Genomic DNA, 25219 nt, shown 5'->3' on the forward strand with positions numbered 1-25219 from the left:
GGAGGTGAAAAGATTTGGAAAGGGTGTTTATCTGCAGTCCGTTCCGGGGAGCGGAAGAGAAGAATGTGGAGCTTGCCAGAAAATATGCCAGATTTGCTTATGAAAAAGGCTGTCTTCCGGTAGTGCCTCATCTGTATTTTCCACAGTTCCTAAAGGAAAGTGATGTTCAGGAACGGATGGCAGGGATTCAGTTTGGACTTTCATTGTTGAAAGAGTGCCGGGAAGTATGGGTATTTGGAGAAATAATGAGTGAAGGCATGTGTATGGAGATTGCGGAAGCTGACCATGCAGGAATTCCCATCCGGTATTTCACAAAGCAAAACGGAGAATTTGTGGAAAGGAGCAGTTTATGAGCGAGGAATTGTTGAAAATTGCAGATGGTCTTTTGGCGGTTTCGGAAGGAGTCCGTGCCCTCGCAGGAAAGGCACATTCATGTAATTGTAGTAAAAATCAGGAAGAAGAACGAGGGCAGAAGGATGAAGAAAGCGGAAATGAGAAGAGTCAGGAGAAACAAGAGAATGCCGTTACCATTGAACAGGTCCGTGCGGTCATGGCATCCAAATCGCAGGATGGAAAAACGCAGCAGGTCAAAGCGCTGATTCAAAAGTATGGGGCAGATAAGCTATCCGGGGTACAGCCGGAGAAATATGCAGATTTGCTTCGTGATGCAAAGGCTCTTTAATGGGACAGCATGCGATATTATCCGCATCTGCCTCCAAACGATGGATGAACTGTACCCCATCTGCATTGTTGGAGAAGCAGTTTGCGGACGAGGAAAGTATCTATGCAGCGGAGGGAACTGCTGCCCATGCTCTTGCAGAGCATAAGCTGAAACGGTTTCTTAAGAAGCGTTCCAAACGTCCGGTATCTGATTATGACTGTGATGAGATGGAAGAATGCACAGATGATTATGTGTCCTTTGCAATGGAGCAGATTGAAAAGGCGAAACAGTCATGCAGTGATCCGGTAGTGATGATTGAGCAGAGACTGGACTTTTCCAGATGGGTGCCGGAAGGATTCGGTACCGGAGATTTGGTCATCGTAGCGGATGATACTTTATACATTGTGGATTTGAAGTACGGAAAAGGCATTGCTGTATCTGCAGAATGGAATCCACAGATGCTTTTATATTCTTTGGGAGCATTGGAACTGTTCGGTTCCCTTTATGACATTGAAAAGGTCAATATGACCATCCACCAGCCGAGACTGGAAAATGTCAGCACCTTTGAAATTACGGTTCATGACCTCATGGAATGGGCAGAGCAGGAGTTGATGCCGAAGGCAGAGATGGCAGCCAAAGGCGAAGGAGAGTTTGCAGTTGGAGATTGGTGTCGTTTCTGTAAAGCGAAAAATACCTGCCGTGCCAGAGCAGAAGAATATTTGAGATTGGCACAAATGGAGTTTAAGCCACCGGAACTTTTGTCAGAGGAAGAAATCGCAGAGGTTTTGAAGGTGGCGGATGAACTTGCCAAGTGGTCTGCAGATGTTTATGCCTATGCACAGGATGAAGCGATTACACACGGAAGGGTATGGAACGGATTCAAACTGGTAGAAGGCAGAAGTAACCGTAAATATGTCAACGAAGAGGAAGTGGCGGATGCTGCAAAAGCAGCCGGATATGAGGACATTTACAAGAAGTCTCTGATTGGTATCACGGAAATGGAGAAGCTGATGGGCAAAAAAGATTTTCAGAAGATACTGGGTAGTCTGGTGTATAAGCCGCAGGGCAAAATCACCTTGGTGCCGGAATCCGATAAGAGACCACCAATTCAAACAGAAACCGCTGAGGCGGATTTTAAGGAGGATGAATAAATGAGCAAGAATGAAACACCGACCAAAGTAATCGTACCGTGCAGATTTTCTTATCTGCATTGTTGGGAGCCGGAAGCAATCAATGGCGGCGAGCCGAAGTACAGCGTGTCTGCCATTATCCCGAAGTCAGATAAGGAAACCATTAAGAAGATTCAGGCAGCGGTGGAAGCTGCAAAGCAGGAATCTTTGTCAAAGTGGGGTGGCAAGATTCCACCGAATCTGAAGCTTCCTTTGCGTGATGGTGACATTGACCGACCGGAGGATGAGGCATATAAAGGCTGTTATTTCTTTAATGCCAACAGCAGACAGGCACCACAGGTGGTTGATAAGCAGGTACAGCCAATCCTGGATCAGACAGAAGTGTATTCCGGCTGTTACGGAAGAATCAGTGTAAACTTCTATGGCTACAACAGCAATGGCAACCGTGGTGTGGCAGCAGGACTTGGTAACATCCAGAAGTTGAAAGACGGAGAGGCACTCAGCAGCCGTACCAATGCAGAGGATGATTTTGAAGCAGTAGAGGATGAAGATTTCCTCGGCTAATGATAAGGGCGGTGTATGCCGCCCGTACATAGAGGAGTTGTTTTGATGAAAGAGACATGGACAGATATTCCCGGACTGGAAGGGAAATACAAGATCAGTAATATGGGGAGATACAAAAGGCTGTCCCGGTATATTCAGGGGAGAAGACTGCCGGAAGAGATTCTTCCTTTGAACCAGAGTCAGGTAAGGGAAGTTAAGGAAAGGCTTGGAAGAAAGGAACATGTGTATGATATTGCTGACAGCATGGGGATTTCCAGAAAGACCGTCAGCAAGATTAAATCGGGAAGGAGTTACGCATGGGCGAAGTAGGATATAAAACACTGGCAATTGACATAGAGACCTTTTCCGATGTGGACTTAATCAAATGCGGGGTATATGCCTATGCAGACAGTCCTGCATTTGAAATCCTGCTGTTTGCATACAGCTTTGATGATGAAGAAACAAAGATTATTGATTTGGCACAGGGCGAACAGCTGACGGAAGAAATAAAAAATGCCCTGTCTGATGTGGGAATTATTAAGACAGCGTTCAATGCTAATTTTGAGCGTACCTGTCTTTCAAAATATATGGGAGTCCGTTTATCTCCCGAATCGTGGGTTTGTACTGCAGTACAGTCGGCTATGCTTGCCCTTCCGCTTTCTTTGGAGGGTGTTGGGGCGGTTCTGGGGCTTTCTGAGCAAAAGCTGAAGGAAGGTAAGGACTTAATCCGCTATTTTTGTGTGCCTTGCAAACCGACCAAAACAAATGGTGGCAGGAGCAGGAACCTTCCATGCCATGCACCGGAAAAATGGGAACAGTTCAAGACGTACTGCATCCGTGACGTGGATGTGGAAAAAGGTATCCGGCAGAAACTGCATAAGTTTCCGATACCGGAATCTGAGATGGCATTTTACCGTTTGGATCAGGAAATTAATGACAGGGGAGTTTTAGTTGACAGGGAATTGGTAGAACAGTCGATTACCTGTGACCTGTTACATAAAGACATTGTGACGAACCGTGCCTATGAGGTAACGGGACTTGAAAATCCAAATTCTGTATCGCAGTTGAAAGGATGGCTTTCAGAACGTGGAGTGGAAATCGACAGCCTATCCAAAGGAGCAGTTGCGGAGTTGATTGAGGATGCGGATGGGGAAGTGCTGGAGGCTTTAAAACTCCGGCTTCTCATGGCGAAAACATCAGTAAAGAAGTATGAAGCGATTGAACGGTCAGTGTGTTCGGACGGAAGGGTACATGGACTGCTGCAGTTTTATGGGGCAAATCGTACCGGCCGGTGGGCAGGAAGACTGGTGCAGGTACAGAATCTTCCTCAGAATCATATCAGTGACTTGGAACTAGCACGTAGTCTTGTCAGAAGAGGGCAGTTCGAGGAATTGGAATTATTCTACGAATCCACACCAAATGTACTGTCTGAATTAATCCGTACTGCATTTATTCCAAAAGAGGGATGCAGGTTTATTGTTGCGGACTTTTCAGCTATTGAAGCGAGGGTGCTGGCATGGTTATCCGGGGAACAGTGGAGACTGGATGTATTTGCTACACACGGAAAAATATATGAGGCTTCGGCATCGGCCATGTTTGGTGTTCCGATAGAGGAAATTACAAAAGGATCTCCACTGCGACAAAAGGGAAAGATTGCGGAACTGGCTCTCGGATACGGAGGAGCAGTAGGGGCATTGACTTCAATGGGAGCCTTGGCAATGGGACTTAGTGAAGAGGAACTGCCGGGACTGGTATCTACATGGAGAAATGCAAATCCGCATATTACACAGTTTTGGTGGGATGTAGATGAAGCAGCCGTGAGGGCAGTCCGTGAAAGGAAAGAAACACAGGTCGGACTGATTCGTTTTCAGTATGCTTCCGGTATTTTGTTTGCCATGCTCCCGTCCGGAAGGAAACTTGCCTATGTGAAACCGAGAATGGGTGTCAACAAATATGGCAGGGATGGATTGACTTATGAAGGTGTGGGAGAAAACAAGAAATGGGAAAGGATGGATACTTACGGGCCAAAGCTGGTGGAGAATATCGTACAGGGTACTAGCCGGGATATTCTGGCAGAAGCCATGATGAGATTGAAGAAAGCGGGATTCTCCATTGTATTTCATGTACATGATGAAGCGGTGCTGGAAGTGCCGGAAGGAGAATCATCCGTGGAAGAGGTATGCAGGATTATGGCAGAGCAGCCTTCCTGGGTACACGGGCTTCCGCTTCGTGCTGATGGCTACGAGTGCCAATTTTATAAAAAGGATTAGGAGGGATTGCAGGATGAAACTGTATATTTCAACAGGAAATTCCCGAATGGAAAAGAAGTGGAATGGACAGGAGATGGAGTTTAGTGTGTTTTTGGAGCGTCTCTCTCATACTGTCCGTACCAGTGAAACGATGGAACAGTATCGGAAACTGAGCAAGGCAAAGCAGGATTCCATCAAGGATGTGGGTGGTTTTGTGCTTGGAAAGCTGAAGGGCGGTAGAAGAAAGAAAGCAAATGTATTATTCCGTTCTGGTCTGACATTGGATATGGACTATGCCACAGAGGATATTGCAGAGCAGATAGAGCTGTTTTTTGATTTTAGATGCCTAATCTACTCTACCCATAAACACACACCGGAGAAACCAAGGCTTCGCTTAATCATCCCATTGTCAAGAACGGTATCGCCGGATGAATATGCAGCAGTGGCAAGAAAAGTGGCAGAGGATATTGGTATGGAGTTGTTTGATGATACAACCTACGAACCAAGCCGCCTCATGTATTGGCCTTCCACCTCTGCAGATGGAGAATTCTTTTTCCGTGATATTCCGGGAACATTTTTGAATCCGGATTCTGTATTGGAAAGATATGCAGATTGGAGGGATTCTTCTTCATGGCCTGTCAGCAGCAGACAAAAAGCAGTTGTCAGCAGGGAGATGAAGAAACAGGCTGATCCGTTGTCGAAGGAAGGAATCGTAGGTGCATTCTGCCGGACTTATTCGATAGAAGAGGCAATCCGTATATTTCTGCCGGATGTATATCAGGAAAGCATGATGCCGGAGCGATTTGATTATATTCCGGCAGATTCACAGGCAGGTGTGGTGATTTATGAAGGGAAGTTTGCATATTCCCACCATGCCACTGATCCGGCTTGTGGGAAGCTGCTGAATGCGTTTGACATTGTCCGCATCCATAAGTTTGGGGAGCAGGATGATAAGGCTGAAGAAGGAACGGATGCAGGAAAGCTGCCATCCTTTAAGGCTATGAGTGACTTTGCGGTGTCGGATGAACAGGTAAAGAGGACACTGGCAAAGGAAAGGGAGAAGGCAGCAAGTGAGGAATTCGATACTGATACCGGGGAATGGCAGACCATGCTGGACTTGGATCGTCAGGGAAAAGTAAAAGACACACTTTCCAATATTGCAACGATTATTCGATTCGATGAGAATCTACAACCTATCGTATTTAATCAGCTGAAGAATGCACTGGATGTCATCGGGGAATTGCCGTGGGTACAGGTCAAAAAAGGATGGGGTGATGCAGATATTGCCTGTGCGAAGCTGTACTTTGAAAGGGTGTATGGGATTTGGTCACCTACCAAATTCAAAGATGCTCTGCTTGCAGTAGTGTCTTCCGAAAGACTTTATCATCCGGTCAAGGAGTATTTTTCCACGTTATCCTGGGATGGATGTAGCAGGATTGACAGTCTGCTGATTGACTATATGGGAGCAGAAAACACACCGTATGTCCGTGCAGTTACAAGAAAAACTCTGGTAGCGGCGGTAGCCCGTATTTATGAGCCGGGTATAAAGTTTGATTCCGTGTTGGTTTTAAACGGTCCGCAGGGGTGTGGTAAGTCTACGTTCTTTGCAAAACTGGGAAAAGAGTGGTATTCGGATTCCCTTACGATTTCTGATATGAAGGATGGAAAAACTGCTGCGGAGAAGCTTCAGGGGTATTGGCTTTTGGAATTGGGAGAGCTTGCGGGTATCAAAAAGGTAGATGTGGAAACCGTAAAATCTTTTGTTACCCGGACGGATGATAAATACAGGCAGTCATATGGAACAACGGTAGAGAGTCATCCGAGGGAATGTGTGATTGTGGGAAGTACAAACTCAGAAGGCGGCTTTCTGCGTGATGTTACCGGAAACAGACGCTTTTGGCCTGTGCATGTAACCGGAAAAGGGAAGCATCGTGGATGGGATTTAACTCCTGAGACGGTAGACCAGATTTGGGCAGAAGCGATTTCCATTTATAAAGATGGAGAAGAGTTGTATCTGAAAGGAAAGGAAGCTGCAGAGGCTTATGTGGCACAGCAGGAAGCAATGGAGTCTGATGAAAGAGAAGGCATTGTGGAGGATTACCTGGAGCGATTACTTCCGGCAGACTGGGACACAATGGATTTGTATCAGAGACGTTCTTATCTTGGTGGTGGAGAGTTTGAAGCAGAAGGAAGAACCGGAACGGTAGTCAGAGAGAGATTCTGTTTAATGGAAGTCTGGTGTGAATGCTTTGGGAAGGAGCGTCAGAATTTCCGAAAGACAGATTCTTATGAGTTAGAATCCATTATTCAAAAAATTGGTGGCTGGAAGAAGTATGAAGGGAATTCCTCCGGCAAAATGCGTATCCCCGGTTATGGTGTACAGAGGGTGTTTGTCAGAGTGAAAAAGGAAACCGCAGGAAACAAATGATGGGTTTCCGTGGGGGATTGGTAAGACGGTAGGCAACAGATGTTGGAAACAGCCATGAAGTCAGCAGGCAAAAGGGCTGTGTCGGTGCTGTTTCCAATGTTTCCACTTATATTTAATAAATGAAAATAAGTATAAGAGGACACGGATACACCCGTATATACGCATATGGGAGAATAGATGTTTTTGAAAGTGGAAACAGCAGAGGGAAACGGAGATGAGGTTTTGCGAGAATGTGTAATTGAAAAGGCTCTGGTAAAAGAGGCAAAGAGCAGGGGCGGCATGGCGGTAAAGTTCGTGTCTCCCGGTTTCGATGGGGTGCCTGACCGTCTCGTTCTGCTTCCTGGTGGGAAGTGTGCATTTGTGGAATTAAAGGCACCGGGAAAAAAGCTGCGACCGTTACAGGAAAAACGAAAACATCAGCTGGAAGCCTTGGGGTTTTCCGTATATGTGATAGATGGATTGGAACAGATCGGAGGTGTGCTGCATGGAATTCAGACCACATAAATATCAGGAATATGCCAGGGAGTTTATTATCGGGCATCCGGTATGTGCTTTGATTTTGGATATGGGACTTGGAAAGACAGTTATTACCCTTACTGCTTTGTGGGAACTGGCACTTGATTACTTTGAGGTAGGAAAGGTTCTGGTCATTGCACCATTCCGTGTGGCACGGGATACTTGGAAGGAAGAACTGGAAAAATGGGATCACTTGAAAGGACTGTCGGTGTCAGTGGTAGTCGGTTCTGAAAAAGAACGATTGGATGCTTTGGAAAAAAAGGCAAGCGTGTATGTAATCAACCGTGAAAATGTGGTGTGGCTTTGTGAGAAGCATCACTGGGATTTTGACATGATTGTGATTGATGAATTATCTTCTTTCAAATCTTATCAGGCGAAAAGGTTCAAAGCACTAAGACGATACCGGCCGAAGGCAATTCGTGTGGTTGGTCTGACCGGAACACCGGGAAATCTTATGGATTTATGGGCTGAGATTGGAATTCTTGATATGGGGCAGAGGCTTGGAAGATATATTGGAGCTTATCGTGACAGGTTCTTTCTGCCGGATAAGCGAAACAGGAATATCATTTATTCCTATAAACCGAGGGATGGTGCGGAAGAAGCAATCTACAATTTGATTTCTGATATCTGCATTTCCATGAAGGCCGAGGATTACCTTTCTATGCCGGAGTGCCTTTATCATCGGGTGGAGGTTCGGATGGATGAAAAAGAAGAGAAGCTGTACCGTCAGATGGAAAAGGATATGCTTCTGCCATTTGAAGATGGGGACGTGGATGCGGTCAATGCAGCTGCTCTTTCCGGGAAATTACTGCAGATGGCAAATGGAGCAGTCTATGATGAGAACCACAAAGTCCGCCATATCCACGATAAGAAACTGGATGCTTTGGAGGATTTAATCGAGGCAGCGAATGGAAAGCCTGTGTTAGTGGCTTACTGGTATCAGCATGATTTGGATAGAATTGTTGAACGGTTTAAAGCTGTTCCATTAAAAGCAGCAGGTGACATCCGCAAATGGAAAGAAGGAAAAATCCCGGTGGCAGCAATCCATCCGGCATCGGCAGGACATGGTCTGAACATACAGGACGGAGGCCACATTCTGATTTGGTTCGGACTTACCTGGTCTTTGGAACTGTATATGCAGTGCAATGCCAGACTGTGGAGACAGGGACAGAGGGAAACAGTAATGATTTACCATATCATCAACAAAGGAACATTGGACGAAGATGCCATGCGGTCATTGGAACAGAAGGACTGTGGGCAGTCGGCTATCATAGATGCAGTAAAGGCAAGGATTGGAGGTGTGAACGGTGCGAGCAGAAAGGATGATTAAGGAATATCCGAATTTGAAAAGGGAACTATCGGTGTTGGAATTTCAGTTAAGCCGATGTGAGGGAATTGATTATGACACCGTCATATCTTCCCTTACTTTCTCTAAGCCGGAAGGGGAAAGAGTACAGACAAGCGGTGTTTCGGATGTGACTGCAAGAGCAGCACTTGCATACCGTAAGGTGGCAGACAGGATGAGTGATGAATGGTTATCTTATCTTGCCGGACAGTACGGACAGATAAAAGAGGAACTGGATTTTTTTGAACATGCTGTACGTGGACTTTCCGGGAAATTACCGGAAATTGTATGGGATATGGCTGTGGAGCGTTTCACTTGGGAAGAACTGATGATGAAATATCATATCAGCCATACAATGGTGGCGAAATACCGGAAGAAAGCTATAAAGGAATTGGATGCGCTGTATGAGGAGAGGGACAGGCAGACGGAAAGTTTTATTTTGAGGTGAGGCAGTGAGACGAGGCGAGGTTTATTTTGTGGATTTTGGAAAAGACAAAACGACACATAAACAGTGTGGCATTCGGCCGGCAGTGATTGTGAGTAATAACCGGGGAAATGGTCATGGACCAACAGTAACGGTTGTTCCGCTTACAGGCAACATACATAAGAGACCTGAAATGCCAACCCATGTGCAGATACCGCTTTCAAGCTGTATTGGACTGAAAAGACCGAGCATGGCATTGGCTGAACAGGTCGATACTGTAGATAAGATAAAAGTAAAAGATAAAATCGGGGAAATACATGATAATCTTCTGATGGAGCAGATCACGGTTGCCCTTCAGATACAGATAGGGGTTTTTGAAGAATATAACTGATACCGGGTGGGATTGTGTGTCCCACCCTTAAATTATGCAACAGTTCGTTTCGTTAATCTTCATCTTTCATTTCTGGAATATGGCAGGAGCCAAGAAGCAGTTCTTTGCAGTCTGAAAAGCCGAGCATATAGGCAAGTTCTCCATAGCGTACCCAATTGGCACTGCGTTCATTGACATACTGGTCGATTAAACGCATCGTTTCTTCCGGCAGATTAAGAGATGCCAGTTTGGCAGCATATTCATCTGCTTTTTCTTTTGTCTGCATAAACGAAGTATCCTCTTTTGTAATCTTGTGCAATGCTTCTCCCATTCGGGTATCCATCAGTTGATAAAGTACGGATTTGTTATCCATGTAATCGCTCCTTTCACCATGAGGTCATATTAACTCTGAATTGGTAAGTTATCAACCATAAAGATAGCATTACCGAATATTTAAAAGTTACCCCCTTTTGCTGCTTTGGTGGTGTACTAAAGGTGTACTAAGTGTGTACCGTCCGGTGTACTGACATGGAGTATTTTTCGTGGTATATTGTAGGCGTGAAAGATTAGAGGTGGACTGAATCCTGTGTGGTTTGGTCTTTTTTTCTGTCTTTTACATTGGTATGGGTACGGGCTTTATCCTTTCACCGTACCCGGTACATAAGAAAGGAGCGTGGTGCTATGCCGAGGAAACCAAAGAAACCATGTAAGCATCCCGGCTGTCCGAAGCTGGTGGAGGGAATGTACTGTGAAGAACACGCTTTGCTGCATGGGCAGGAGCGAGGGGATTCAGCAGTGCGAGGGTATGACAGCAAGTGGAGAAAGGCAAGAGAAAGGTTTCTTAAATGCCATCCTCTTTGTGTTCAGTGTCAGAGGGAAGGAAGGCTTGTAAAAGCGACTGTGGTTGACCACATCAAACCGCATCGGGGTAATCCGATTTTGTTTTGGGATGAAAGGAACTGGCAGCCGCTTTGCAAGCACCACCATGATGTGAAGACAATGACCGAGGACAGGTATCAGGAATATAAATATTGATTGTGTATCATACACAAGGGTGGGGGTATCAAATCTCCACAATCCTGTGCAGGATTGACCGCCGCCCCCTCAAACGTGAATTTTCGCAGAATTAAGCAGGGGGGATAGTCTGGTGGTGTGATATTTTTCGCAGAATGTGTTTAAATGCAAGGGGAATCCGTCAGAGAGTTTCGATAAAAAGTATAGAAAAACCGTGTTTTTAATGGGTAAAAAGGCGCAAAAAGAGGTGCTTTTTTACCCATTTTTTATGCCCGTTTGAATGGAAGGATGTGAAAGGATATGACGGAGCAGCAGGCAAAGCAGATAAGGGAAATGAGGGAGCAGGGGATTGGTTACCGTTCCATTGCTCTTACAGTAGGGCTGTCCCGTGATATTGTGAGGAACTTCTGTAAAAGCAGAGGGCTTTCCGGTTATGGTTCGGCACTGACAAAAAACATACAGGAACAGGTCATGCTTGGGAAAGCGTGTCTGTACTGCGGTAAGGAAATGAAACAGCTGGATACCGGAAGACCAAAGAAGTTCTGCTCAGATAAATGCAGACGGGAATGGTGGAAAGGACACCCGGAACGAATCAACAGAAAAGAAAGTGCCATGTACCCTGCGGTGTGTGTGCGTTGCGGTAAAGAGTTCTTAAGCTACGGTAACAGGAAAAGGAAGTATTGCAGTCATGACTGCTACATTAAAGCAAGATTTTGGGAGGTAGAAGATGAAGACAGCGAAGCTATCAGTTCTGCCGATTAAGGACTTAAATCCGGCAGAGTACAATCCCCGTAAAAGATTAAAGCCGGGGGACAAGGAGTATGAAAAGATTAAGCATTCTATTGAAGAATTTGGATTTGCTGACCCTGTAGTGGTTAATTCCGATATGACAATTATCGGAGGTCACCAGAGGGTAACAGTAGCAGCTGCACTTGGTTATACGGAAGTACCGTGTGCGATTGTGGAAGTCAGCAAAACTCAGGAAAAGGCACTCAACATTGCGTTGAATAAGATTTCAGGCGAATGGAATCAGGAACTGTTGGCAGATTTGATTCAGGACTTGCAGGACTCGGATTTTGATGTCGGGTTTACAGGATTTGAACCGCCGGAGATTGAACAGCTTTTTTCAAAGGTACATGACAAAAAGGTAAAAGAAGATGATTTCAATGTAGAAGCAGAATTGAAAAAACCAACAGTGGCACAGACAGGTGATGTGTGGCTCCTGGGCAAACACCGTGTTATCTGTGGCGATTCTATTTTGCCGGAAACATACAACATCCTTATGGATGGAAGGAAAGCAAATCTGATTCTGACAGATCCACCGTACAATGTAGATGTGGAGGAGACTGCCGGAAAGATTAAGAATGACAATATGGCGGATGAAGATTTTTACAAATTCCTCTTTGCTGCCTTTGTGAATATGGAACAGAACATGGAGGGCGATGCTTCTATCTATGTATTCCATGCGGATACCGAGGGATTGAATTTCAGAAAGGCGTTTGCGGATGCCGGGTTCAAATTATCGGGATGCTGTATTTGGAAAAAGAATGCACTGGTGCTTGGACGCAGTCCTTATCAGTGGCAGCATGAACCGTGTCTGTTCGGATGGAAGAAAGGCGGTAAGCATCAGTGGTATTCCGACAGGAAGCAGACCACCATTTGGGAATATGACCGTCCGAAGGCATCCAAAGACCATCCGACCATGAAGCCGATTGCTCTGATGGCATACCCGGTACAGAATTCTTCCATGATGGGATGTGTGGTTCTGGACCCGTTTCTTGGTTCCGGTTCGACACTTATGGCTTGTGAACAGACAGGGCGTATTTGCTATGGTGTGGAACTGGAAGAGAAATTTGTGGATGTCATCGTCAACCGCTATATGGAGATGAAAGGCTCTGCGGATGAAGTTTTTGTTATCAGAAATAATGTGAAAATTCCATATTGGGATTTAGGGAAGGAAGGTGAAGCCAATGCAACAGCTGACCTTCCTTGATTTATGTTCAGGCATAGGAGGTTTCAGACTTGGTCTGGAATCTGCCGGCCATAAGTGTATCGGTTATTGTGAATATGACAGATTTGCGAGGGCTTCCTATGAAGCAATGTACGACACGGAAGGAGAGTGGAAAGCAGATGATGTCACAAAACTTAAATCAGAAGATGTCCCCTATGCAGACATCTGGTGTTTCGGATTCCCATGCCAGGATATCTCCGTTGCAGGAAAACAGCGGGGACTTGTCGGAGAGCGAAGTGGGATATATTACAACATTATTGACCTCATCAAAGGCAAAGAAGAAAGTGATAAGCCCACATACCTTCTTGTTGAGAACGTTAAGAACCTGTTATCAATTAATTCAGGCTTCGACTTTGCCAGCGTTCTGTCTGAAATGGACGAAGCGGGGTATGACTGTCGGTGGCAGGTGCTTAATTCAAAAGACTTCGGAGTCCCCCAAAACAGGGAGCGTGTGTTCATTATCGCAAATCTTAGAAGCCGAGGTGGACGAGAAATATTACCTCTCTGCGGAGAAAACGCAGCAACTCTTAACCAACTTGTAGGTGGGATGCAGGGATACCGTGTATATGGCACGGATGGCATATCAGCTACCCTCGTTGGAAATGCTGGAGGTGTGGGCGCCAAGACAGGCTTGTATCTTATGGGTAATCTGAATCCGAGTGGTCACGGTCAGGGTGGAAATGTCTATCATGAAGACGGAATTGCACCAACGGTTACTGTAAACAAAGGCTGTGGCACGAGAATATTTATTGATCAGAGCAATCATGCTCCAAAGCTGACGGAAAATGCCAGATGCATAACTGCAAGGTATACTTCCGGGATGGTAAATCATACTGCAATGAATTCTGCAGTTATGGAAGTGCATCCGGTTCTGACACCAGAACGTATGGAGAAAAGGCAGAATGGCAGACGGATGAAAGAAGATGGAGAGCCGATGTTTACGCTTACCTCACAGGACAGACATGGTGTGTTTGTGTGTGAGAAAGTGCAGCAGAATGAGGAAACCATGCTTCGTGTCAGAAATGGTACAAAACAGGGGTATGACGAAGCACACGTTGGTGATGGTATCAGCCTTGCATATCCTGAGAGTGATACCAGAAGGGGAAGGGTTGGAAAAGGCTGTTCCCAGACATTAGATTGCTCCGGGCAAATGGGGACTCTTATGAAGTGCGGAAGAATCCGCAGGCTCACTCCGAGAGAGTGTTTCCGTCTGCAAGGTTTCCCGGATGTTTTATTTGATAAAGCAGCATCTGTTAATTCGGATGCACAGCTTTACAAACAGGCAGGGAATGCGGTGACCGCTACTGTGGCATTTGCGGTGGCAATGTCACTGCCGGAATCACGGGAAAATTAGTGAATAAATAACTTGCTATTTCCTCCATTCAGAGTGATATATGTAGTACCAAATTGAATGGAGGAAAAGCAAATGAAGGTAAAAACAACAGCAGAAAACAGAAAAGACGTTGTGAAAGCGATGGAGGAAATCCTTAATGTAAAAGCAAAATATCAGGGACCACCATCTTTTGGATACAAGGTCGGGGAGTATACAGTGGATCGTGATGGCAACGTGGAACACGAATCCGAGGAGGCAGCACTTACCATGCAGAATGAATTAGTAGCGAGAGGTTTTGCTGAAGGCGAAACAGACAGACTTAACATTGGGATTCCGATAGAGGGATTCACAGCAGAGGGTATTAAAAACCTCATTTACATGATTCACAGCAAACAGTACCTTTTGGAAAAAGCAGTTGGAAAAGAGGTATTCAGAATTTCCGATAAGCTGGTAGAGAGACTGGATGCGGAAGAAAACATACCGCTTGAGCAAGTGATACAGATTGCGGAAGAAGAAAGTATAGAGGGGCTTGCCTTTGGGGAGGACAGAATATTTTTCTGCGGATTTCCGCTGAACGAGGATGAAGCGAGAGCCTATGCTGAATTGGCAGCTTGTATGGCAAAGACGGCAAAGGAAGCAAAGCGAGTAAGTCCAAAGGCTACCATCGAAGAAAATGAAAAATATTACATGAGAGTCTGGCTTGTCAGAATTGGTCTTGGAGGTAAGGACGGAAAGGACACGAGGAAGGTATTTCTTTCCAGACTGAAAGGGCATACCGCATTCCGAACCGAGGAAGATAAGGAAAAATGGAAAGAACGAAACAGTAAGAAATCCACCGAACCTGCTGAATAGCAGAGGGGTGGATTTTGCCATAAAATACACAATTTCATATGGATATGAGCAGTAAATATTTGTGTACATTATGCCTCCGAATTAACTGGATAATATGTGCTTTTAGAGCGAATATGTACCTACCGAAAGGGAAAACAAACAGCCGAAAGGAAGGTACATAGAATGAACGAAAAAACAAGAATCCAAATTGAGGAAATGAAAAAACAGACCATTGGGGTTGAGGTGGAGATGTACAACATCACAAGGGAAAAGGCAGCGAGAACGATTGCAGAGTATTTTCATACCGAAGGAACGGTAAAGTACATTGGAGGAAGCTACAGCGCATGGGCATGCAAGGACAATAAGGGAAGAGAATGGAAAATCACAAGAGATTCAAGCATTCAGGCAGCTTCCGATGACGAGAAGGCAGAACTTGGAACACCGATTCTTACCTACGAGGACATTCCAGATTTGCAGGAGATTTTAAGACAGCTGAGACATAAGGGAGCAAAAAGCGACCCTGCCCATATGTGCGGAGTACACATTCACATCGGACTGAATGGCCACACTCCAAAGAGCCTCAGAAACCTTGCGAACATCATGGTAAGCCACGAAAGCCTTTTGATTTCCGCAATGAGACTTGACCGAAACCGAATCAACAGATACTGTAGAACGGTTGACCCTTCCTTCCTTGAAAGGCTGAACAGAAGAAAGCCAAAGACAATGGAACAGCTTGCAGACATTTGGTACGAAGGAGTATGGGGCAGCAGAAATCAGCATTACAACGATTCAAGATACAGAATGCTGAATTACCACGCTTGCTTCACACATAAAACCATCGAGTTCAGATGCTTCCAATTTGCCAACGCTGGCAACGGAAGAAAGGGCGGTTTACACGCAGGAGAACTTAAGAGTTACATACAGCTTTGCCTCGCACTCAGCCAGATGGCGAAAACGGTAGCGAGTGCCAGCCCGAAACAGCCACAGGTTGAAAATCCAAAATACGCAATGAGAACATGGCTTTTGAGACTCGGCTTCATCGGAGATGAATTTGCAACAGCAAGAGACATCCTTACCAAAAACCTTGAAGGGGATACAGCCTTCAGACACGGCAGAGCAGCTTGAAGGATTCAGCTTTGAGGCCACCGACCGCTTCGGCGGTCTTAAGGTGGTAGAAGGGAAGAACCCTTCAGAAAGGATGGACGAATATGAATAAATATTATTTAGCCTATGGCAGCAACCTGTCAATGGCACAAATGGCACAGAGATGTCCCGATGCAGTATATGTGGGGACAGCAGAACTTAAGGATTATCAGCTTCTTTTCAAAGGAAGCCAGTCAGGAAGTTATCTGACGGTTGAGCCAAAGAAGGGAAGTACGGTTCCGGTTTTGGTTTGGCGGATTAGTGAAAGGGATGAACATTACCTCGACCGCTACGAAGGTTGCCCATCATTTTATTACAAGAAAATGATAAGGGTGGAAATACAACCCTTTATTGGCGAGAAGGTAAACGGTGGAACGGAAGCAATTATTTATATCATGCATGAGGACAGACCGCTCGGATGCCCGACAAAGCATTATTATGATGTTTGCCTTGAGGGGTACTGCCGATTTGGATTTAAACAGACGGTTCTTGAACAGGCTCTTTACGACAGCGTTGGAAAAAGAGTCGGACAGCATTTACTGAAGGAGGTCGGATATTATTATGAGTAGCATGAGATTTCCAAGCAGAGAAGAAGTGGAGAAGGTGCGGAATGAGTATCCTAAAGGATGCCGTGTGGTTCTTGAGCGGATGGATGATATGCAAGCACCGCCAATTGGAACGGAAGGAACAGTAAGGGGTGTGGATGACACAGGTTCCATAATGGTTAAATGGGATAACGGCAGCAGTCTTCATGTAGTTTATGGGGAAGACCGATGCAGAAAAATTTAGGAGGCAGATATGGAGCAGATAACAACCATTTGCTACGGGAAAAAGGATACATGGCAGTCAAGGGAGGAGGCACAAGCCTTCTTCCTGAAAGCGATGGCAGGTTCGGAAGGAAGCGAGCAGGAGAGATGTGCCACCATATATACACAGCTTTGTCTGGGAATGACTGAGTGCAGGGATGAGGTGGACTGATGACAGAAAAAATAAAAGAGCAGATACTTGCTGTCAGGGCTACGGGGCGGACCAATATGTTTGACACCAATATGGTTCAGGTAATTGCAAACGAGATGAAGTTTTATGAACTTGTGATTTTCATTGAGGAACACAAGGGAGATTATGCAAAATTCATACTAACAGGCGAGTGTTAATATAACCAATTTATACAGCAAAGGATTCCTACGGGAGTCCTTTTTTTGATGCCATGAAACGGAGGTGAGGACAGTGGCACAGAGAGGACGTAAGCCAAAGCCTACGGCAGTAAAGGTGTTGGAGGGCAATCCGGGCAAGAGAAGCCTTAATACGGCCGAACCGAAGCCTGAAAAGAAAGCACCACGCTGTCCGTCATGGCTTGAGGATGAAGCGAAAAAAGAATGGAAGAGGATGAGCAAGCAGCTGGAGCAGTTGGGGATTCTCACGGAGATTGATATGGCTGCCTTTGCCGGATACTGTCAGGCATATGCGAGGTGGAAAGAAGCAGAGGAATTTATCACGCAGCATGGAACGATTGTGAAGACTCCGAGTGGCTATTGGCAGCAGGTGCCACAGGTATCCATTGCACAGACCTATCTTAAGATTATGAATAAATTTTGTGAACAGTTCGGACTTACTCCTTCTGCGAGAAGCAGAATTGTTGCAGATACAGCTGAGGACAAAGAAAGTGATGAGATGGAACTTCTCTTGATTAAGGGAGGTGGCAGATAATGTATGATGTGACAAAAGCGGATCATGCGGTCAACTTTATCAATTGTCTGAAGCACACCAAAGGGAAATGGAGGGGAGTTCCGTTTGAACTTCTCTCCTGGCAGGATGAGATTATCCGCACATTATTTGGTACGGTTAAGGAAAATGGCTACAGGCAGTACAATACCTGCTACTGTGAGATTCCGAAGAAAAATGGAAAGTCGGAACTGGCGGCTGCCATTGCATTATATATGACCTGCGGTGACGGGGAATGGGGAGCAGAAGTGTATGGCTGTGCTTCCGACCGCCAACAGGCATCTATTGTATTTGATGTGGCTGTGGATATGGTGGATCAGTGTCCTGCTTTGAAAAAGAGAATTAAACCAGTGATGTCGGTTAAGAGGCTTGTGTATAAACCGACCAACAGCTTCTATCAGGTGTTATCAGCTGAAGCATATACCAAGCATGGTCTGAACGTACACGCTGTTATTTTTGATGAACTTCATGCACAGCCGAACAGAGAACTTTTTGACGTTATGACAAAAGGCTCCGGTGATGCCAGAACACAGCCTTTATATTTTCTGATTACTACAGCCGGAACAGACAGAAATTCGATTTGCTTTGAACAGCACCAAAAAGCTGTTGACATTATAGAGGGCAGAAAAATTGACCCGACATTCTATCCCGTGATTTATGGTGCATCCGATGAGGATGACTGGACGAGCGAAGCCACATGGTATAAAGCCAATCCTTCCCTTGGAGAAACCATCGATATTGAAAAGGTTCGAAATGCTTACATCAGTGCAAGGGAAAATGCTGCAGAAGAGAATATCTTCCGGCAGCTTCGATTAAACCAATGGGTAAAACAGTCTACCCGTTGGATGCAGATGGATAAATGGGATTCGTGTGCATTCCCCGTAAATGAGGAGGAACTTATCGGAAGAACCTGCTATGGCGGTTTAGACCTTTCGAGTACATCGGATATCACGGCATTTGTACTTGTGTTTCCACCAAGAAATGATGAAGAAAAATACATCATTTTACCATACTGCTGGATACCGGAAGATAACATGAGACTCCGTGTCAGAAGGGACCATGTTCCTTATGATGTGTGGGCAGCAGAAGGGAGTCTGGAAACCACGGAAGGAAATGTCATTCATTATGGTTTTATAGAGAAATTTATAGAGGAACTTGGTACGAAGTACCACATAAAAGAAATTGCATTTGACCGTTGGGGTGCAACGCAGATGGTGCAGGATTTGGAAGGTATGGGATTTACTGTTGTTCCTTTCGGGCAGGGGTATAAGGATATGAGTCCGCCAACGAAGGAACTTATGAAGCTGACACTTGAGGAGCGAATTGCCCACGGTGGGCATAAGGTTCTCCGTTGGATGATGGATAACGTGTATGTCAGACAAGACCCTGCCGGAAATATCAAAATGGATAAAGAAAAATCTACAGAGAAAATTGATGCTGCAGTCGCAACCGTCATGGCACTTGACCGTGCAATCCGTAATCAGGGAAGTGATGGCAGTGTGTACGATGCCAGAGGAATTCTGGTGTTTTAGGAGGATGACATGATTTTGGTCAGCATATTAGGCTTCGTTCTCATAAGGGAAGCAATCAATCAGGCATTGGAGGGATAGCAGATGAGAATAAAAAGTTTGTTTGGTTTCGGTCAGGCGAGGGATAAGCCTGTACGGAATTACAGCAATGGTGAGTATACATTCAATTTCGGACGAAGCACCAGCGGAAAGAGCGTCAATGAAATGACAGCCATGCAGACTACTGCAGTTTATGCATGTGTGAGGATTTTGTCAGAAGCAATCGCATCGCTTCCAATTCATGTATATCGATACAAAGACGGTGGGAAGGAAATGGTTTGTGACCACCCGCTTTATACGCTGCTCCATGATGAGCCAAACCCGGAGATGATTTCATTTGTGTTCAGAGAAACGCTGATGAGTCATCTTTTAATTTGGGGAAATGCATATGCACAGATCATACGAAATGGGAAAGGCGAGGTGCTTTCTCTGTATCCGCTACTTCCAAACAAGATGAGTGTGGAGAGGGACAGTAATGGAGTGCTGTATTATGTGTATTCCCGTTATACAGATGAGAATCCCAACATGAAAAAGATGGGAGATATCATCTTAAGGCAGGAGGATGTGCTTCATATTCCCGGACTTGGATTTGATGGTCTTATCGGTTACTCACCTATTGCAATGGCAAGGAATGCTGTCGGTATGACGATGGCATGTGAGGAATATGGTGCCAGTTTTTTTGCTAATGGTGCAAATCCCGGTGGTGTGTTGGAGCATCCGGGTGTGTTGAAAGACCCGGCAAAGGTAAGGGATTCTTGGAATGCAGTGTATCGTGGAACGACCAATGCCCACAAGATTGCCGTACTTGAGGAAGGGATGAAATACCAGCAGATAGGTATCCCACCGGAGGAGGCGCAGTTCCTGGAAACAAGAAAGTTTCAGATTAACGAAATTGCAAGGCTGTTTCGGATACCGCCACATATGGTCGGTGATTTGGAAAAGAGCAGTTTTTCTAATATTGAGCAGCAGTCCTTGGAATTTGTGAAATACACACTTGACCCGTGGGTAATCCGATGGGAACAGGCACTTAAAAAATCCCTTTTTCTGCCGGAAGAGAAAAAAGAGTTTTTTATAAAGTTGAATGTGGACGGTCTGCTCCGTGGAGATTATCAGAGCCGAATGAATGGTTACGCCATCGGCAGACAGAATGGTTGGCTGTCGACCAACGATATCCGTGAAATGGAAGATATGAATCCATTACCGGAAGAGGAAGGTGGCAATCTGTATCTTGTGAACGGTGCGATGACGAAGCTGAAGGATGCAGGAGCATTTGCCAAAGAGGGAACGAAAAGCACGTCAGAGGAAACCGAACCGCAGCAACCACCAGACAATAGAAACAGAGGAGGTCTACGATGAAACGAAAGTTTTGGAACTGGGTCAGAAATGAGGGGGAAAGAACCCTCTTTTTAAATGGAGAAATCTCAGATGAAACATGGTACGGGGATGAGGTTACCCCTAAGTTATTTAAAGACGAACTGTTATCCGGCGAAGGGGATATTACCGTATGGATAAACAGTCCGGGCGGTGATGTGTTTGCAGCTGCCCAAATCTACAACATGCTGATGGACTATAAAGGTCATGTGACTGTGAAGATTGACGGTCTTGCTGCTTCGGCAGCCTCCGTGATTGCAATGGCAGGAACAAAGGTGCTGATGAGTCCGGTGGCAATGATGATGATCCACAACCCGGCTACGATAGCCATTGGAGATACAGCAGAGATGAAAAAGGCAATTGAGATGCTTGATGAAGTCAAGGAATCCATTATGAATGCCTATGAAATCAAAACCGGATTGAACCGCACGAAAATCTCACATCTGATGGATGCAGAGTCCTGGTTCAATGCAAAGAAAGCTGTGGAACTTGGGTTTGCGGATGAAGTTCTCTTTGATAAGGGAAAAGAGGAAAATTCGGAAGAAAAGGAAGAAGAAAAGGAAGAGGAATTGGAAGCCATCCTGTTTTCAAGGTCGGCTGTTACCAATTCCTTTTTTAATAAGCTGATTCCCGGAAAGCCGGAGAAAAAGGTAAACATTAGCGAGCTTGAAAAGCGGCTCAGTCTGTTAAAGCCATAAGGAGGGCAATGAATATGAGTACAGTATTGGAATTAATGGAAAAGAGAAAGAAAGCATGGGAAACTGCCAAGGCATTTTTGGATTCCAGAAGGGGCAGTGATGGTCTGATTTCTGCAGAGGACAATGCGACTTACGAAAGAATGGAAGCGGATGTGGTGGCACTCGGTAAAGAAATCGAGAGATTGCAGAGACAGGCTGCCATTGATGCGGAACTGGCAAAGGCTACTTCCGAACCAATCAAGGATAAGCCGGGCATGAAGCCGGGGGATAAGGGGAGCGGACGTGCATCTGCTGAATACCAGACTGCATTCTGGAATGCGATGCGTAAGAAGAACTATTACGATGTCAATAATGCACTTTCCATCGGGGAAGATGCCGAGGGCGGTTATCTGGTGCCGGATGAGTTTGAAAGAAAATTGGTGGAAGGACTGGAAGAGGAGAGTTTCTTCCGTTCCCTTGCAACCGTAATCAGAACTTCCAGCGGTGACCGCAAGATTCCGATTGTTACGGGTAAGGGCGAAGCAGCATGGATTGACGAGAACGGACAGTTCCCTGAATCTGATGACAGCTTTGGTCAGACATCTATCGGAGCATATAAACTTGCTACCATGATTAAAGTATCGGATGAACTTTTAAATGATAGTATATTTGACGTTCAGGCATATATCGTGAAAGAGTTTGCAAGACGTATCTCCACAAAGGAAGAGGAAGCATTCTTTGTTGGTGACGGTGCCGGAAAACCTGTCGGTATTTTCAATGCCACCGGAGGTGGAGAAGTTGGTGTAACAACTACGACTGCCAACATCACATTTGATGATGTCATGGATCTGTTCTATTCATTAAAGGCTCCTTACCGTAAGAAGGCTAAATGGATTTTGAATGATTCCACAGTTAAGGCACTACGTAAGTTAAAGGATTCCAACGGTAATTATATCTGGCAGCCTTCTGTGTCTGTAGGTGTACCGGATATGATTTTGAACCGTCCTTATTACACTTCCACATTTGCACCGGAAGTGGCAGCAGGAGCCACACCTCTTGCATTCGGTGATTTTTCTTATTACTGGATTGCAGACCGTGAGGGCAGAAGCTTCAAACGTCTGAATGAACTTTATGCAACCACAGGACAGGTCGGTTTCCTTGCAAGCCAGAGAGTGGATGGAAAGCTGATTCTTCCTGAAGCTGTGAAACTGCTTAGTATGAAGTCTGCGTAAGATAGGGGGATGAGGGTATGCTTGTGACCGTGGATGAAGCGAAATTATATCTGCGTTTGGATGGCACGGAAGAGGATGCCCTCATTCAGACGCTTTTGGAGACAGCAGAAAGTCTGTGCCAGGATATTGTAAGAACAGATTTTGATGAAATGGAAGAAGTGCCGGAGATTGTGAAAGTTGGAATTCGTTATGCTGTGACCTATTTATATGAAAACAGGGAAAAGGCAGACTTTGATGAGTTGACTAGGATGCTTAAATTTCTGCTGTACAGTGTGCGGAAGGAGGAATTCTGATGCAGGTCGGAAGGATGAGATACCGCATAGAAATACAGGATTATAAAAGTACACAGGATGCAGACGGGTTTGAAACAAGGGAGTGGATGACAGTCCATACGGTATGGGCAGACATCGCTCCCGTTTCCGGTAAAGAGTATATGGCTTCCAACAGAGAGACTGCAGAAATCACAAATAAAATATACATCCGATTTCGTTCAGGAATTAAATCTACCATGAGAATAAAACACGGGGACAGAATTTTTGAAATTGAGTCCGTGCTTGGAGATAAGCGGAGCGGAATGCTTACCATTATGGCGAGGGAGGTGGCGCGATGGCAAAGATGACATTCAAACTGCCGGAAGAAACCATACGAAAGATGGAAGCACTGGGCAGCTATTATGATGCAGTCACAAGTGCGGTATTGGAAGAAGGGGTAAAGCCATTGTACGATGCTGCGAAACAGAGTCTTTCTTCCGTTATTGGTCAGGCGACAAAAGAACCATCGGAATCAACAGGTGATTTGCTTGAGTCTCTGTCTGTTACGAAACCTTACCAGTCTGCAGATGGGAATTGGAACATAAAGGTGGGCTGTATCGGTTATGACAGAAAAGGAGTACCCAACCCACTGAAAGCTGCTGTTTTGGAACATGGTCGTTCTAATCAGCCAGCCAAGCCGTGGGCGAAGCCGGCCGGCAGAAAGGCGAAGAAGGAATGCATCAAAAAGATGCAGGAAGCATTGGATTCGGAGGTGGAGAAATTATGAGTCTGAACAGCCGAATCATAAAGGCATTAGAACCTATGAAACTGAAAGTGACAGTTTCGGAGTATCCGGTTAATGATGAGGAAGGAAAACCTCAACAACCGGATACTTTTTTGGTAATCATACCCGGAACGGATGATTTCCCTGTATGTGCAGATGACCGACCAATCGTGGAGACAGAGGAAGTTGAACTGGCACTTTACTGTAAAGGAAATTATCTGAAGATGAGGGATGAGATTACTACAAGGCTCCTGGATGCAGACATTACGATTACATCCAGAAAATATATGGAGTTTGAAAAAGAAACAAAATACCACCATTACATTTTTGAAGTAATGGGAATAAGCGAATAGGAAGGAGGATTTGCCAATGGCAACCATCGGTCTTGATAAATTATTTTATGCGCCTATTACAGAGGATGAAAACGAGGAGGAAACCTATGGTACTCCGGTGCAGCTTGCAAAAGCGATTTCTGTGGAGTTGTCTGTAGAACTTGCAGAAGCAGTGCTGTATGCGGATGATGGAATTGCACAGATCATCAAGGAATTCAATTCTGGCACACTGACACTTGGTGTGGATGACATCGGACTTTCCGCAGCATCAGAACTGACAGGTGCAGAGATTGACAGCAATGGTGTACTGGTTTCCACATCGGAAGACGACGGTAAGCCTGTAGCAGTCGGCTTCAGAGCAAAGAAGGCAAACGGAAAATACCGTTATTTCTGGTTATACCGTGTGAAGTTTGCGGTTCCGGCTACCAATTTGGAAACAAAGGGAGAATCCATAAACTTCCAGACACCAAGCATTGAAGGAACGGTAATGCGCAGAAATAAGGTGGACGGAAAGGGCAGACATCCGTGGAAAGCGGAGGTCAGTGAGGATGATTCCGGTGTAAATACAACAACTATCGGAAGCTGGTATAAAGAGGTTTACGAGCCTGCTTATACAACTGAAGCGTCAAATGTATCGGAAGAGGATGCATAGAAACCGGGTAACCGGGATTTGAAAGGAGAAGCAGTATGTACAGTATAGAAGATAGAAGTCAGGTTATTACAATCGGTGGTGTGGAACACAAGCTGATTCTTACCACCAAAGCAACAAAGGATATTACCAAGCGGTATGGCGGTTTGGAAAAACTCGGTGACAAGCTGTTAAAGAATGCAACGATGGAGGAATCGTTGGGAGAGGTTATTTGGCTGATTGCATTGTTGGCAAATCAGGAAATCCTCATCCATAATTTACAGCACAGGGATGAACCGAAACCGCTTCTTACAGAAGATGAAATAGAACTTCTTACCAATCCGTATGAACTGGCAGAATATAAGGATGCAATCATGGCAGCAATGTTAAAAGGCACGAAGCGTCATGTGGAATCCATGCCGGAGAAAAATGAAAAGGGAAACGCACAGACCGGGCAGAGCCACCAGAAGTGAGCTTTGCCCGGTTCGTGTATATCGGAGTAACACAGTTACGGAAACCGGAAGAGGAAGTGCTTTTGACACCGCTTGGCGAACTTATGGATCAATGGGAACTTCACAAACAGTTTCTTGGAATTGCAAAGCCTAAGAGGGAGGTTTTCATTGAGGATATCATACCGGAAGGCATCTAAGGAGGTG

The 25219-nt window shown here is 45.4% G+C and carries 34 protein-coding genes; 33 read left to right on the forward strand and 1 reads right to left on the reverse strand.

From position 1 onward, the window contains the following. Nucleotides 1-23: 23 nt before the first annotated feature. The 11 genes from OCV61_RS05015 to OCV61_RS05065 all read left to right on the forward strand — a co-directional run bounded on the left by OCV61_RS05015 (nucleotide 24) and on the right by OCV61_RS05065 (nucleotide 9687). Nucleotides 24-353 (forward strand): DUF7768 domain-containing protein, encoded by a 330-nt coding sequence (locus tag OCV61_RS05015; protein WP_262582695.1) that lies wholly within the window; start codon nucleotides 24-26, stop codon nucleotides 351-353. After that, nucleotides 350-682, forward strand: coding sequence for a hypothetical protein (locus OCV61_RS05020; protein WP_021869633.1), 333 nt, complete (start codon nucleotides 350-352; stop codon nucleotides 680-682). Before OCV61_RS05015 ends, OCV61_RS05020 begins: the two co-directional genes overlap by 4 nt. Then, nucleotides 682-1812 (forward strand): DUF2800 domain-containing protein, encoded by a 1131-nt coding sequence (locus OCV61_RS05025; protein ID WP_021869632.1) that lies wholly within the window; start codon nucleotides 682-684, stop codon nucleotides 1810-1812. Before OCV61_RS05020 ends, OCV61_RS05025 begins: the two co-directional genes overlap by 1 nt. Further along, on the forward strand, nucleotides 1813-2355 hold the full coding sequence (locus OCV61_RS05030; protein WP_021869631.1) for a DUF2815 family protein: 543 nt from the start codon (nucleotides 1813-1815) through the stop codon (nucleotides 2353-2355). Between the two features lie 45 nt (nucleotides 2356-2400). After that, a complete protein-coding gene (locus OCV61_RS05035) occupies nucleotides 2401-2664 on the forward strand; it encodes an NUMOD4 domain-containing protein (RefSeq protein ID WP_155176882.1) in 264 nt (87 codons plus the stop codon). Further along, nucleotides 2652-4604 carry a DNA polymerase gene (locus tag OCV61_RS05040; RefSeq protein ID WP_155176884.1) on the forward strand — a complete coding sequence of 651 codons (1953 nt, stop codon included), beginning with the start codon at nucleotides 2652-2654 and terminating at the stop codon, nucleotides 4602-4604. Before OCV61_RS05035 ends, OCV61_RS05040 begins: the two co-directional genes overlap by 13 nt. Before the next feature lie 13 nt (nucleotides 4605-4617). Then, complete coding sequence (locus tag OCV61_RS05045; RefSeq protein ID WP_021869628.1) at nucleotides 4618-7011, forward strand: virulence-associated E family protein; 2394 nt, start codon at nucleotides 4618-4620, stop codon at nucleotides 7009-7011. A 177-nt stretch (nucleotides 7012-7188) separates the two neighbouring features. Next, entirely contained in the window at nucleotides 7189-7515 is a 327-nt protein-coding gene (locus OCV61_RS05050) for a VRR-NUC domain-containing protein (RefSeq protein ID WP_021869627.1), read from the forward strand. Next, nucleotides 7496-8857, forward strand: a complete 1362-nt coding sequence (locus OCV61_RS05055; RefSeq protein ID WP_021869626.1) for an SNF2-related protein — start codon at nucleotides 7496-7498, stop codon at nucleotides 8855-8857. Before OCV61_RS05050 ends, OCV61_RS05055 begins: the two co-directional genes overlap by 20 nt. Next, nucleotides 8835-9320, forward strand: coding sequence for a hypothetical protein (locus tag OCV61_RS05060; protein WP_009320888.1), 486 nt, complete (start codon nucleotides 8835-8837; stop codon nucleotides 9318-9320). Before OCV61_RS05055 ends, OCV61_RS05060 begins: the two co-directional genes overlap by 23 nt. A 4-nt stretch (nucleotides 9321-9324) precedes the next feature. After that, on the forward strand, nucleotides 9325-9687 hold the full coding sequence (locus OCV61_RS05065) for a type II toxin-antitoxin system PemK/MazF family toxin (protein ID WP_021869624.1): 363 nt from the start codon (nucleotides 9325-9327) through the stop codon (nucleotides 9685-9687). A gap of 52 nt (nucleotides 9688-9739) precedes the next feature. Here the strand turns inward: OCV61_RS05065 and OCV61_RS05070 are convergent, their stop codons facing one another. After that, nucleotides 9740-10039, reverse strand: coding sequence for a hypothetical protein (locus tag OCV61_RS05070; RefSeq protein WP_021869623.1), 300 nt, complete (start codon nucleotides 10037-10039; stop codon nucleotides 9740-9742). Between the two features lie 308 nt (nucleotides 10040-10347). On the opposite strand from OCV61_RS05070, the gene OCV61_RS05075 reads away from it, so the two are divergent. The 22 genes from OCV61_RS05075 to OCV61_RS05180 all read left to right on the forward strand — a co-directional run bounded on the left by OCV61_RS05075 (nucleotide 10348) and on the right by OCV61_RS05180 (nucleotide 25212). Continuing rightward, complete coding sequence (locus OCV61_RS05075) at nucleotides 10348-10701, forward strand: HNH endonuclease (RefSeq protein ID WP_021869622.1); 354 nt, start codon at nucleotides 10348-10350, stop codon at nucleotides 10699-10701. A gap of 279 nt (nucleotides 10702-10980) precedes the next feature. Beyond that, nucleotides 10981-11442, forward strand: a complete 462-nt coding sequence (locus OCV61_RS05080; RefSeq protein ID WP_021869621.1) for a helix-turn-helix domain-containing protein — start codon at nucleotides 10981-10983, stop codon at nucleotides 11440-11442. Beyond that, nucleotides 11408-12673, forward strand: coding sequence for a site-specific DNA-methyltransferase (locus tag OCV61_RS05085; protein WP_021869620.1), 1266 nt, complete (start codon nucleotides 11408-11410; stop codon nucleotides 12671-12673). Before OCV61_RS05080 ends, OCV61_RS05085 begins: the two co-directional genes overlap by 35 nt. Next, the gene (gene dcm / locus OCV61_RS05090; RefSeq protein ID WP_021869619.1) at nucleotides 12651-14045 is read left to right on the forward strand and encodes a DNA cytosine methyltransferase; all 1395 of its coding nucleotides are present in this window, start codon (nucleotides 12651-12653) and stop codon (nucleotides 14043-14045) included. Before OCV61_RS05085 ends, dcm begins: the two co-directional genes overlap by 23 nt. Nucleotides 14046-14117: 72 nt before the next feature. Then, on the forward strand, nucleotides 14118-14876 hold the full coding sequence (locus OCV61_RS05095; RefSeq protein ID WP_155176886.1) for a phage terminase small subunit P27 family: 759 nt from the start codon (nucleotides 14118-14120) through the stop codon (nucleotides 14874-14876). A 162-nt stretch (nucleotides 14877-15038) separates the two neighbouring features. Then, a complete protein-coding gene (locus tag OCV61_RS05100; protein WP_155176888.1) occupies nucleotides 15039-15980 on the forward strand; it encodes an amidoligase family protein in 942 nt (313 codons plus the stop codon). Nucleotides 15981-16063: 83 nt separating this feature from the next. Continuing rightward, nucleotides 16064-16567 carry a gamma-glutamylcyclotransferase family protein gene (locus OCV61_RS05105; protein WP_021869617.1) on the forward strand — a complete coding sequence of 168 codons (504 nt, stop codon included), beginning with the start codon at nucleotides 16064-16066 and terminating at the stop codon, nucleotides 16565-16567. Between the two features lies 1 nt (nucleotide 16568). Then, a complete protein-coding gene (locus OCV61_RS05110) occupies nucleotides 16569-16787 on the forward strand; it encodes a DUF4314 domain-containing protein (protein ID WP_044929718.1) in 219 nt (72 codons plus the stop codon). Nucleotides 16788-16796: 9 nt separating this feature from the next. Continuing rightward, nucleotides 16797-16976 carry a hypothetical protein gene (locus OCV61_RS05115; protein ID WP_021869616.1) on the forward strand — a complete coding sequence of 60 codons (180 nt, stop codon included), beginning with the start codon at nucleotides 16797-16799 and terminating at the stop codon, nucleotides 16974-16976. Continuing rightward, complete coding sequence (locus OCV61_RS05120) at nucleotides 16976-17152, forward strand: DUF5049 domain-containing protein (RefSeq protein WP_021869615.1); 177 nt, start codon at nucleotides 16976-16978, stop codon at nucleotides 17150-17152. Before OCV61_RS05115 ends, OCV61_RS05120 begins: the two co-directional genes overlap by 1 nt. Nucleotides 17153-17225: 73 nt before the next feature. Further along, nucleotides 17226-17705, forward strand: a complete 480-nt coding sequence (locus OCV61_RS05125) for a phage terminase small subunit P27 family (protein WP_021869614.1) — start codon at nucleotides 17226-17228, stop codon at nucleotides 17703-17705. After that, nucleotides 17705-19252: a terminase large subunit gene (locus OCV61_RS05130; protein ID WP_021869613.1), complete on the forward strand. Its 1548-nt coding sequence runs from the start codon at nucleotides 17705-17707 to the stop codon at nucleotides 19250-19252. The genes OCV61_RS05125 and OCV61_RS05130 overlap by 1 nt, the downstream gene beginning before the upstream one ends. A gap of 81 nt (nucleotides 19253-19333) precedes the next feature. Next, entirely contained in the window at nucleotides 19334-20644 is a 1311-nt protein-coding gene (locus tag OCV61_RS05135; protein ID WP_158420908.1) for a phage portal protein, read from the forward strand. Next, nucleotides 20641-21357, forward strand: a complete 717-nt coding sequence (locus tag OCV61_RS05140) for a head maturation protease, ClpP-related (RefSeq protein WP_155176890.1) — start codon at nucleotides 20641-20643, stop codon at nucleotides 21355-21357. The genes OCV61_RS05135 and OCV61_RS05140 overlap by 4 nt, the downstream gene beginning before the upstream one ends. 14 nt (nucleotides 21358-21371) lie before the next feature. Beyond that, nucleotides 21372-22568 carry a phage major capsid protein gene (locus tag OCV61_RS05145; RefSeq protein WP_021869610.1) on the forward strand — a complete coding sequence of 399 codons (1197 nt, stop codon included), beginning with the start codon at nucleotides 21372-21374 and terminating at the stop codon, nucleotides 22566-22568. A gap of 17 nt (nucleotides 22569-22585) precedes the next feature. Continuing rightward, nucleotides 22586-22861, forward strand: coding sequence for a head-tail connector protein (locus OCV61_RS05150; protein ID WP_021869609.1), 276 nt, complete (start codon nucleotides 22586-22588; stop codon nucleotides 22859-22861). Further along, nucleotides 22861-23187: a phage head closure protein gene (locus OCV61_RS05155; protein WP_021869608.1), complete on the forward strand. Its 327-nt coding sequence runs from the start codon at nucleotides 22861-22863 to the stop codon at nucleotides 23185-23187. Before OCV61_RS05150 ends, OCV61_RS05155 begins: the two co-directional genes overlap by 1 nt. Beyond that, nucleotides 23175-23606, forward strand: coding sequence for a hK97 gp10 family phage protein (locus tag OCV61_RS05160; protein ID WP_021869607.1), 432 nt, complete (start codon nucleotides 23175-23177; stop codon nucleotides 23604-23606). Before OCV61_RS05155 ends, OCV61_RS05160 begins: the two co-directional genes overlap by 13 nt. Beyond that, nucleotides 23603-23956: a hypothetical protein gene (locus OCV61_RS05165; RefSeq protein WP_021869606.1), complete on the forward strand. Its 354-nt coding sequence runs from the start codon at nucleotides 23603-23605 to the stop codon at nucleotides 23954-23956. The genes OCV61_RS05160 and OCV61_RS05165 overlap by 4 nt, the downstream gene beginning before the upstream one ends. Before the next feature lie 16 nt (nucleotides 23957-23972). Next, complete coding sequence (locus OCV61_RS05170) at nucleotides 23973-24587, forward strand: major tail protein (RefSeq protein ID WP_021869605.1); 615 nt, start codon at nucleotides 23973-23975, stop codon at nucleotides 24585-24587. Nucleotides 24588-24622: 35 nt separating this feature from the next. Next, nucleotides 24623-25036: a hypothetical protein gene (locus OCV61_RS05175; protein ID WP_021869604.1), complete on the forward strand. Its 414-nt coding sequence runs from the start codon at nucleotides 24623-24625 to the stop codon at nucleotides 25034-25036. A 14-nt stretch (nucleotides 25037-25050) separates the two neighbouring features. Further along, nucleotides 25051-25212, forward strand: coding sequence for a hypothetical protein (locus OCV61_RS05180; protein WP_155208334.1), 162 nt, complete (start codon nucleotides 25051-25053; stop codon nucleotides 25210-25212). Nucleotides 25213-25219: the final 7 nt, after the last annotated feature.

The organism is Blautia ammoniilytica, from assembly GCF_025566965.1.
GTDB classification, from domain to species: domain Bacteria; phylum Bacillota; class Clostridia; order Lachnospirales; family Lachnospiraceae; genus Blautia_A; species Blautia_A ammoniilytica.

What these genes read in the sequence shown, in the direction of transcription:
- OCV61_RS05050 (WP_021869627.1), top strand. Translation starts at nt 7,189, where the DNA reads ATGTTTTTGAAAGTGGAAACAGCAGAGGGAAACGGAGATGAGGTTTTG.
- OCV61_RS05165 (WP_021869606.1), top strand. Translation starts at nt 23,603, where the DNA reads ATGAGTCTGAACAGCCGAATCATAAAGGCATTAGAACCTATGAAACTG.
- OCV61_RS05095 (WP_155176886.1), top strand. Translation starts at nt 14,118, where the DNA reads ATGAAGGTAAAAACAACAGCAGAAAACAGAAAAGACGTTGTGAAAGCG.
- OCV61_RS05110 (WP_044929718.1), top strand. Translation starts at nt 16,569, where the DNA reads ATGAGATTTCCAAGCAGAGAAGAAGTGGAGAAGGTGCGGAATGAGTAT.
- OCV61_RS05170 (WP_021869605.1), top strand. Translation starts at nt 23,973, where the DNA reads ATGGCAACCATCGGTCTTGATAAATTATTTTATGCGCCTATTACAGAG.
- OCV61_RS05020 (WP_021869633.1), top strand. Translation starts at nt 350, where the DNA reads ATGAGCGAGGAATTGTTGAAAATTGCAGATGGTCTTTTGGCGGTTTCG.
- OCV61_RS05075 (WP_021869622.1), top strand. Translation starts at nt 10,348, where the DNA reads ATGCCGAGGAAACCAAAGAAACCATGTAAGCATCCCGGCTGTCCGAAG.
- OCV61_RS05155 (WP_021869608.1), top strand. Translation starts at nt 22,861, where the DNA reads ATGCAGGTCGGAAGGATGAGATACCGCATAGAAATACAGGATTATAAA.
- OCV61_RS05145 (WP_021869610.1), top strand. Translation starts at nt 21,372, where the DNA reads ATGAGTACAGTATTGGAATTAATGGAAAAGAGAAAGAAAGCATGGGAA.
- OCV61_RS05030 (WP_021869631.1), top strand. Translation starts at nt 1,813, where the DNA reads ATGAGCAAGAATGAAACACCGACCAAAGTAATCGTACCGTGCAGATTT.
- OCV61_RS05085 (WP_021869620.1), top strand. Translation starts at nt 11,408, where the DNA reads ATGAAGACAGCGAAGCTATCAGTTCTGCCGATTAAGGACTTAAATCCG.
- OCV61_RS05175 (WP_021869604.1), top strand. Translation starts at nt 24,623, where the DNA reads ATGTACAGTATAGAAGATAGAAGTCAGGTTATTACAATCGGTGGTGTG.
- OCV61_RS05115 (WP_021869616.1), top strand. Translation starts at nt 16,797, where the DNA reads ATGGAGCAGATAACAACCATTTGCTACGGGAAAAAGGATACATGGCAG.
- OCV61_RS05105 (WP_021869617.1), top strand. Translation starts at nt 16,064, where the DNA reads ATGAATAAATATTATTTAGCCTATGGCAGCAACCTGTCAATGGCACAA.
- dcm (WP_021869619.1), top strand. Translation starts at nt 12,651, where the DNA reads ATGCAACAGCTGACCTTCCTTGATTTATGTTCAGGCATAGGAGGTTTC.
- OCV61_RS05035 (WP_155176882.1), top strand. Translation starts at nt 2,401, where the DNA reads ATGAAAGAGACATGGACAGATATTCCCGGACTGGAAGGGAAATACAAG.
- OCV61_RS05140 (WP_155176890.1), top strand. Translation starts at nt 20,641, where the DNA reads ATGAAACGAAAGTTTTGGAACTGGGTCAGAAATGAGGGGGAAAGAACC.
- OCV61_RS05045 (WP_021869628.1), top strand. Translation starts at nt 4,618, where the DNA reads ATGAAACTGTATATTTCAACAGGAAATTCCCGAATGGAAAAGAAGTGG.
- OCV61_RS05055 (WP_021869626.1), top strand. Translation starts at nt 7,496, where the DNA reads ATGGAATTCAGACCACATAAATATCAGGAATATGCCAGGGAGTTTATT.
- OCV61_RS05025 (WP_021869632.1), top strand. Translation starts at nt 682, where the DNA reads ATGGGACAGCATGCGATATTATCCGCATCTGCCTCCAAACGATGGATG.
- OCV61_RS05040 (WP_155176884.1), top strand. Translation starts at nt 2,652, where the DNA reads ATGGGCGAAGTAGGATATAAAACACTGGCAATTGACATAGAGACCTTT.
- OCV61_RS05150 (WP_021869609.1), top strand. Translation starts at nt 22,586, where the DNA reads ATGCTTGTGACCGTGGATGAAGCGAAATTATATCTGCGTTTGGATGGC.
- OCV61_RS05120 (WP_021869615.1), top strand. Translation starts at nt 16,976, where the DNA reads ATGACAGAAAAAATAAAAGAGCAGATACTTGCTGTCAGGGCTACGGGG.
- OCV61_RS05070 (WP_021869623.1), bottom strand. Translation starts at nt 10,039, where the DNA reads ATGGATAACAAATCCGTACTTTATCAACTGATGGATACCCGAATGGGA.
- OCV61_RS05130 (WP_021869613.1), top strand. Translation starts at nt 17,705, where the DNA reads ATGTATGATGTGACAAAAGCGGATCATGCGGTCAACTTTATCAATTGT.
- OCV61_RS05160 (WP_021869607.1), top strand. Translation starts at nt 23,175, where the DNA reads ATGGCAAAGATGACATTCAAACTGCCGGAAGAAACCATACGAAAGATG.
- OCV61_RS05080 (WP_021869621.1), top strand. Translation starts at nt 10,981, where the DNA reads ATGACGGAGCAGCAGGCAAAGCAGATAAGGGAAATGAGGGAGCAGGGG.
- OCV61_RS05135 (WP_158420908.1), top strand. Translation starts at nt 19,334, where the DNA reads ATGAGAATAAAAAGTTTGTTTGGTTTCGGTCAGGCGAGGGATAAGCCT.
- OCV61_RS05100 (WP_155176888.1), top strand. Translation starts at nt 15,039, where the DNA reads ATGAACGAAAAAACAAGAATCCAAATTGAGGAAATGAAAAAACAGACC.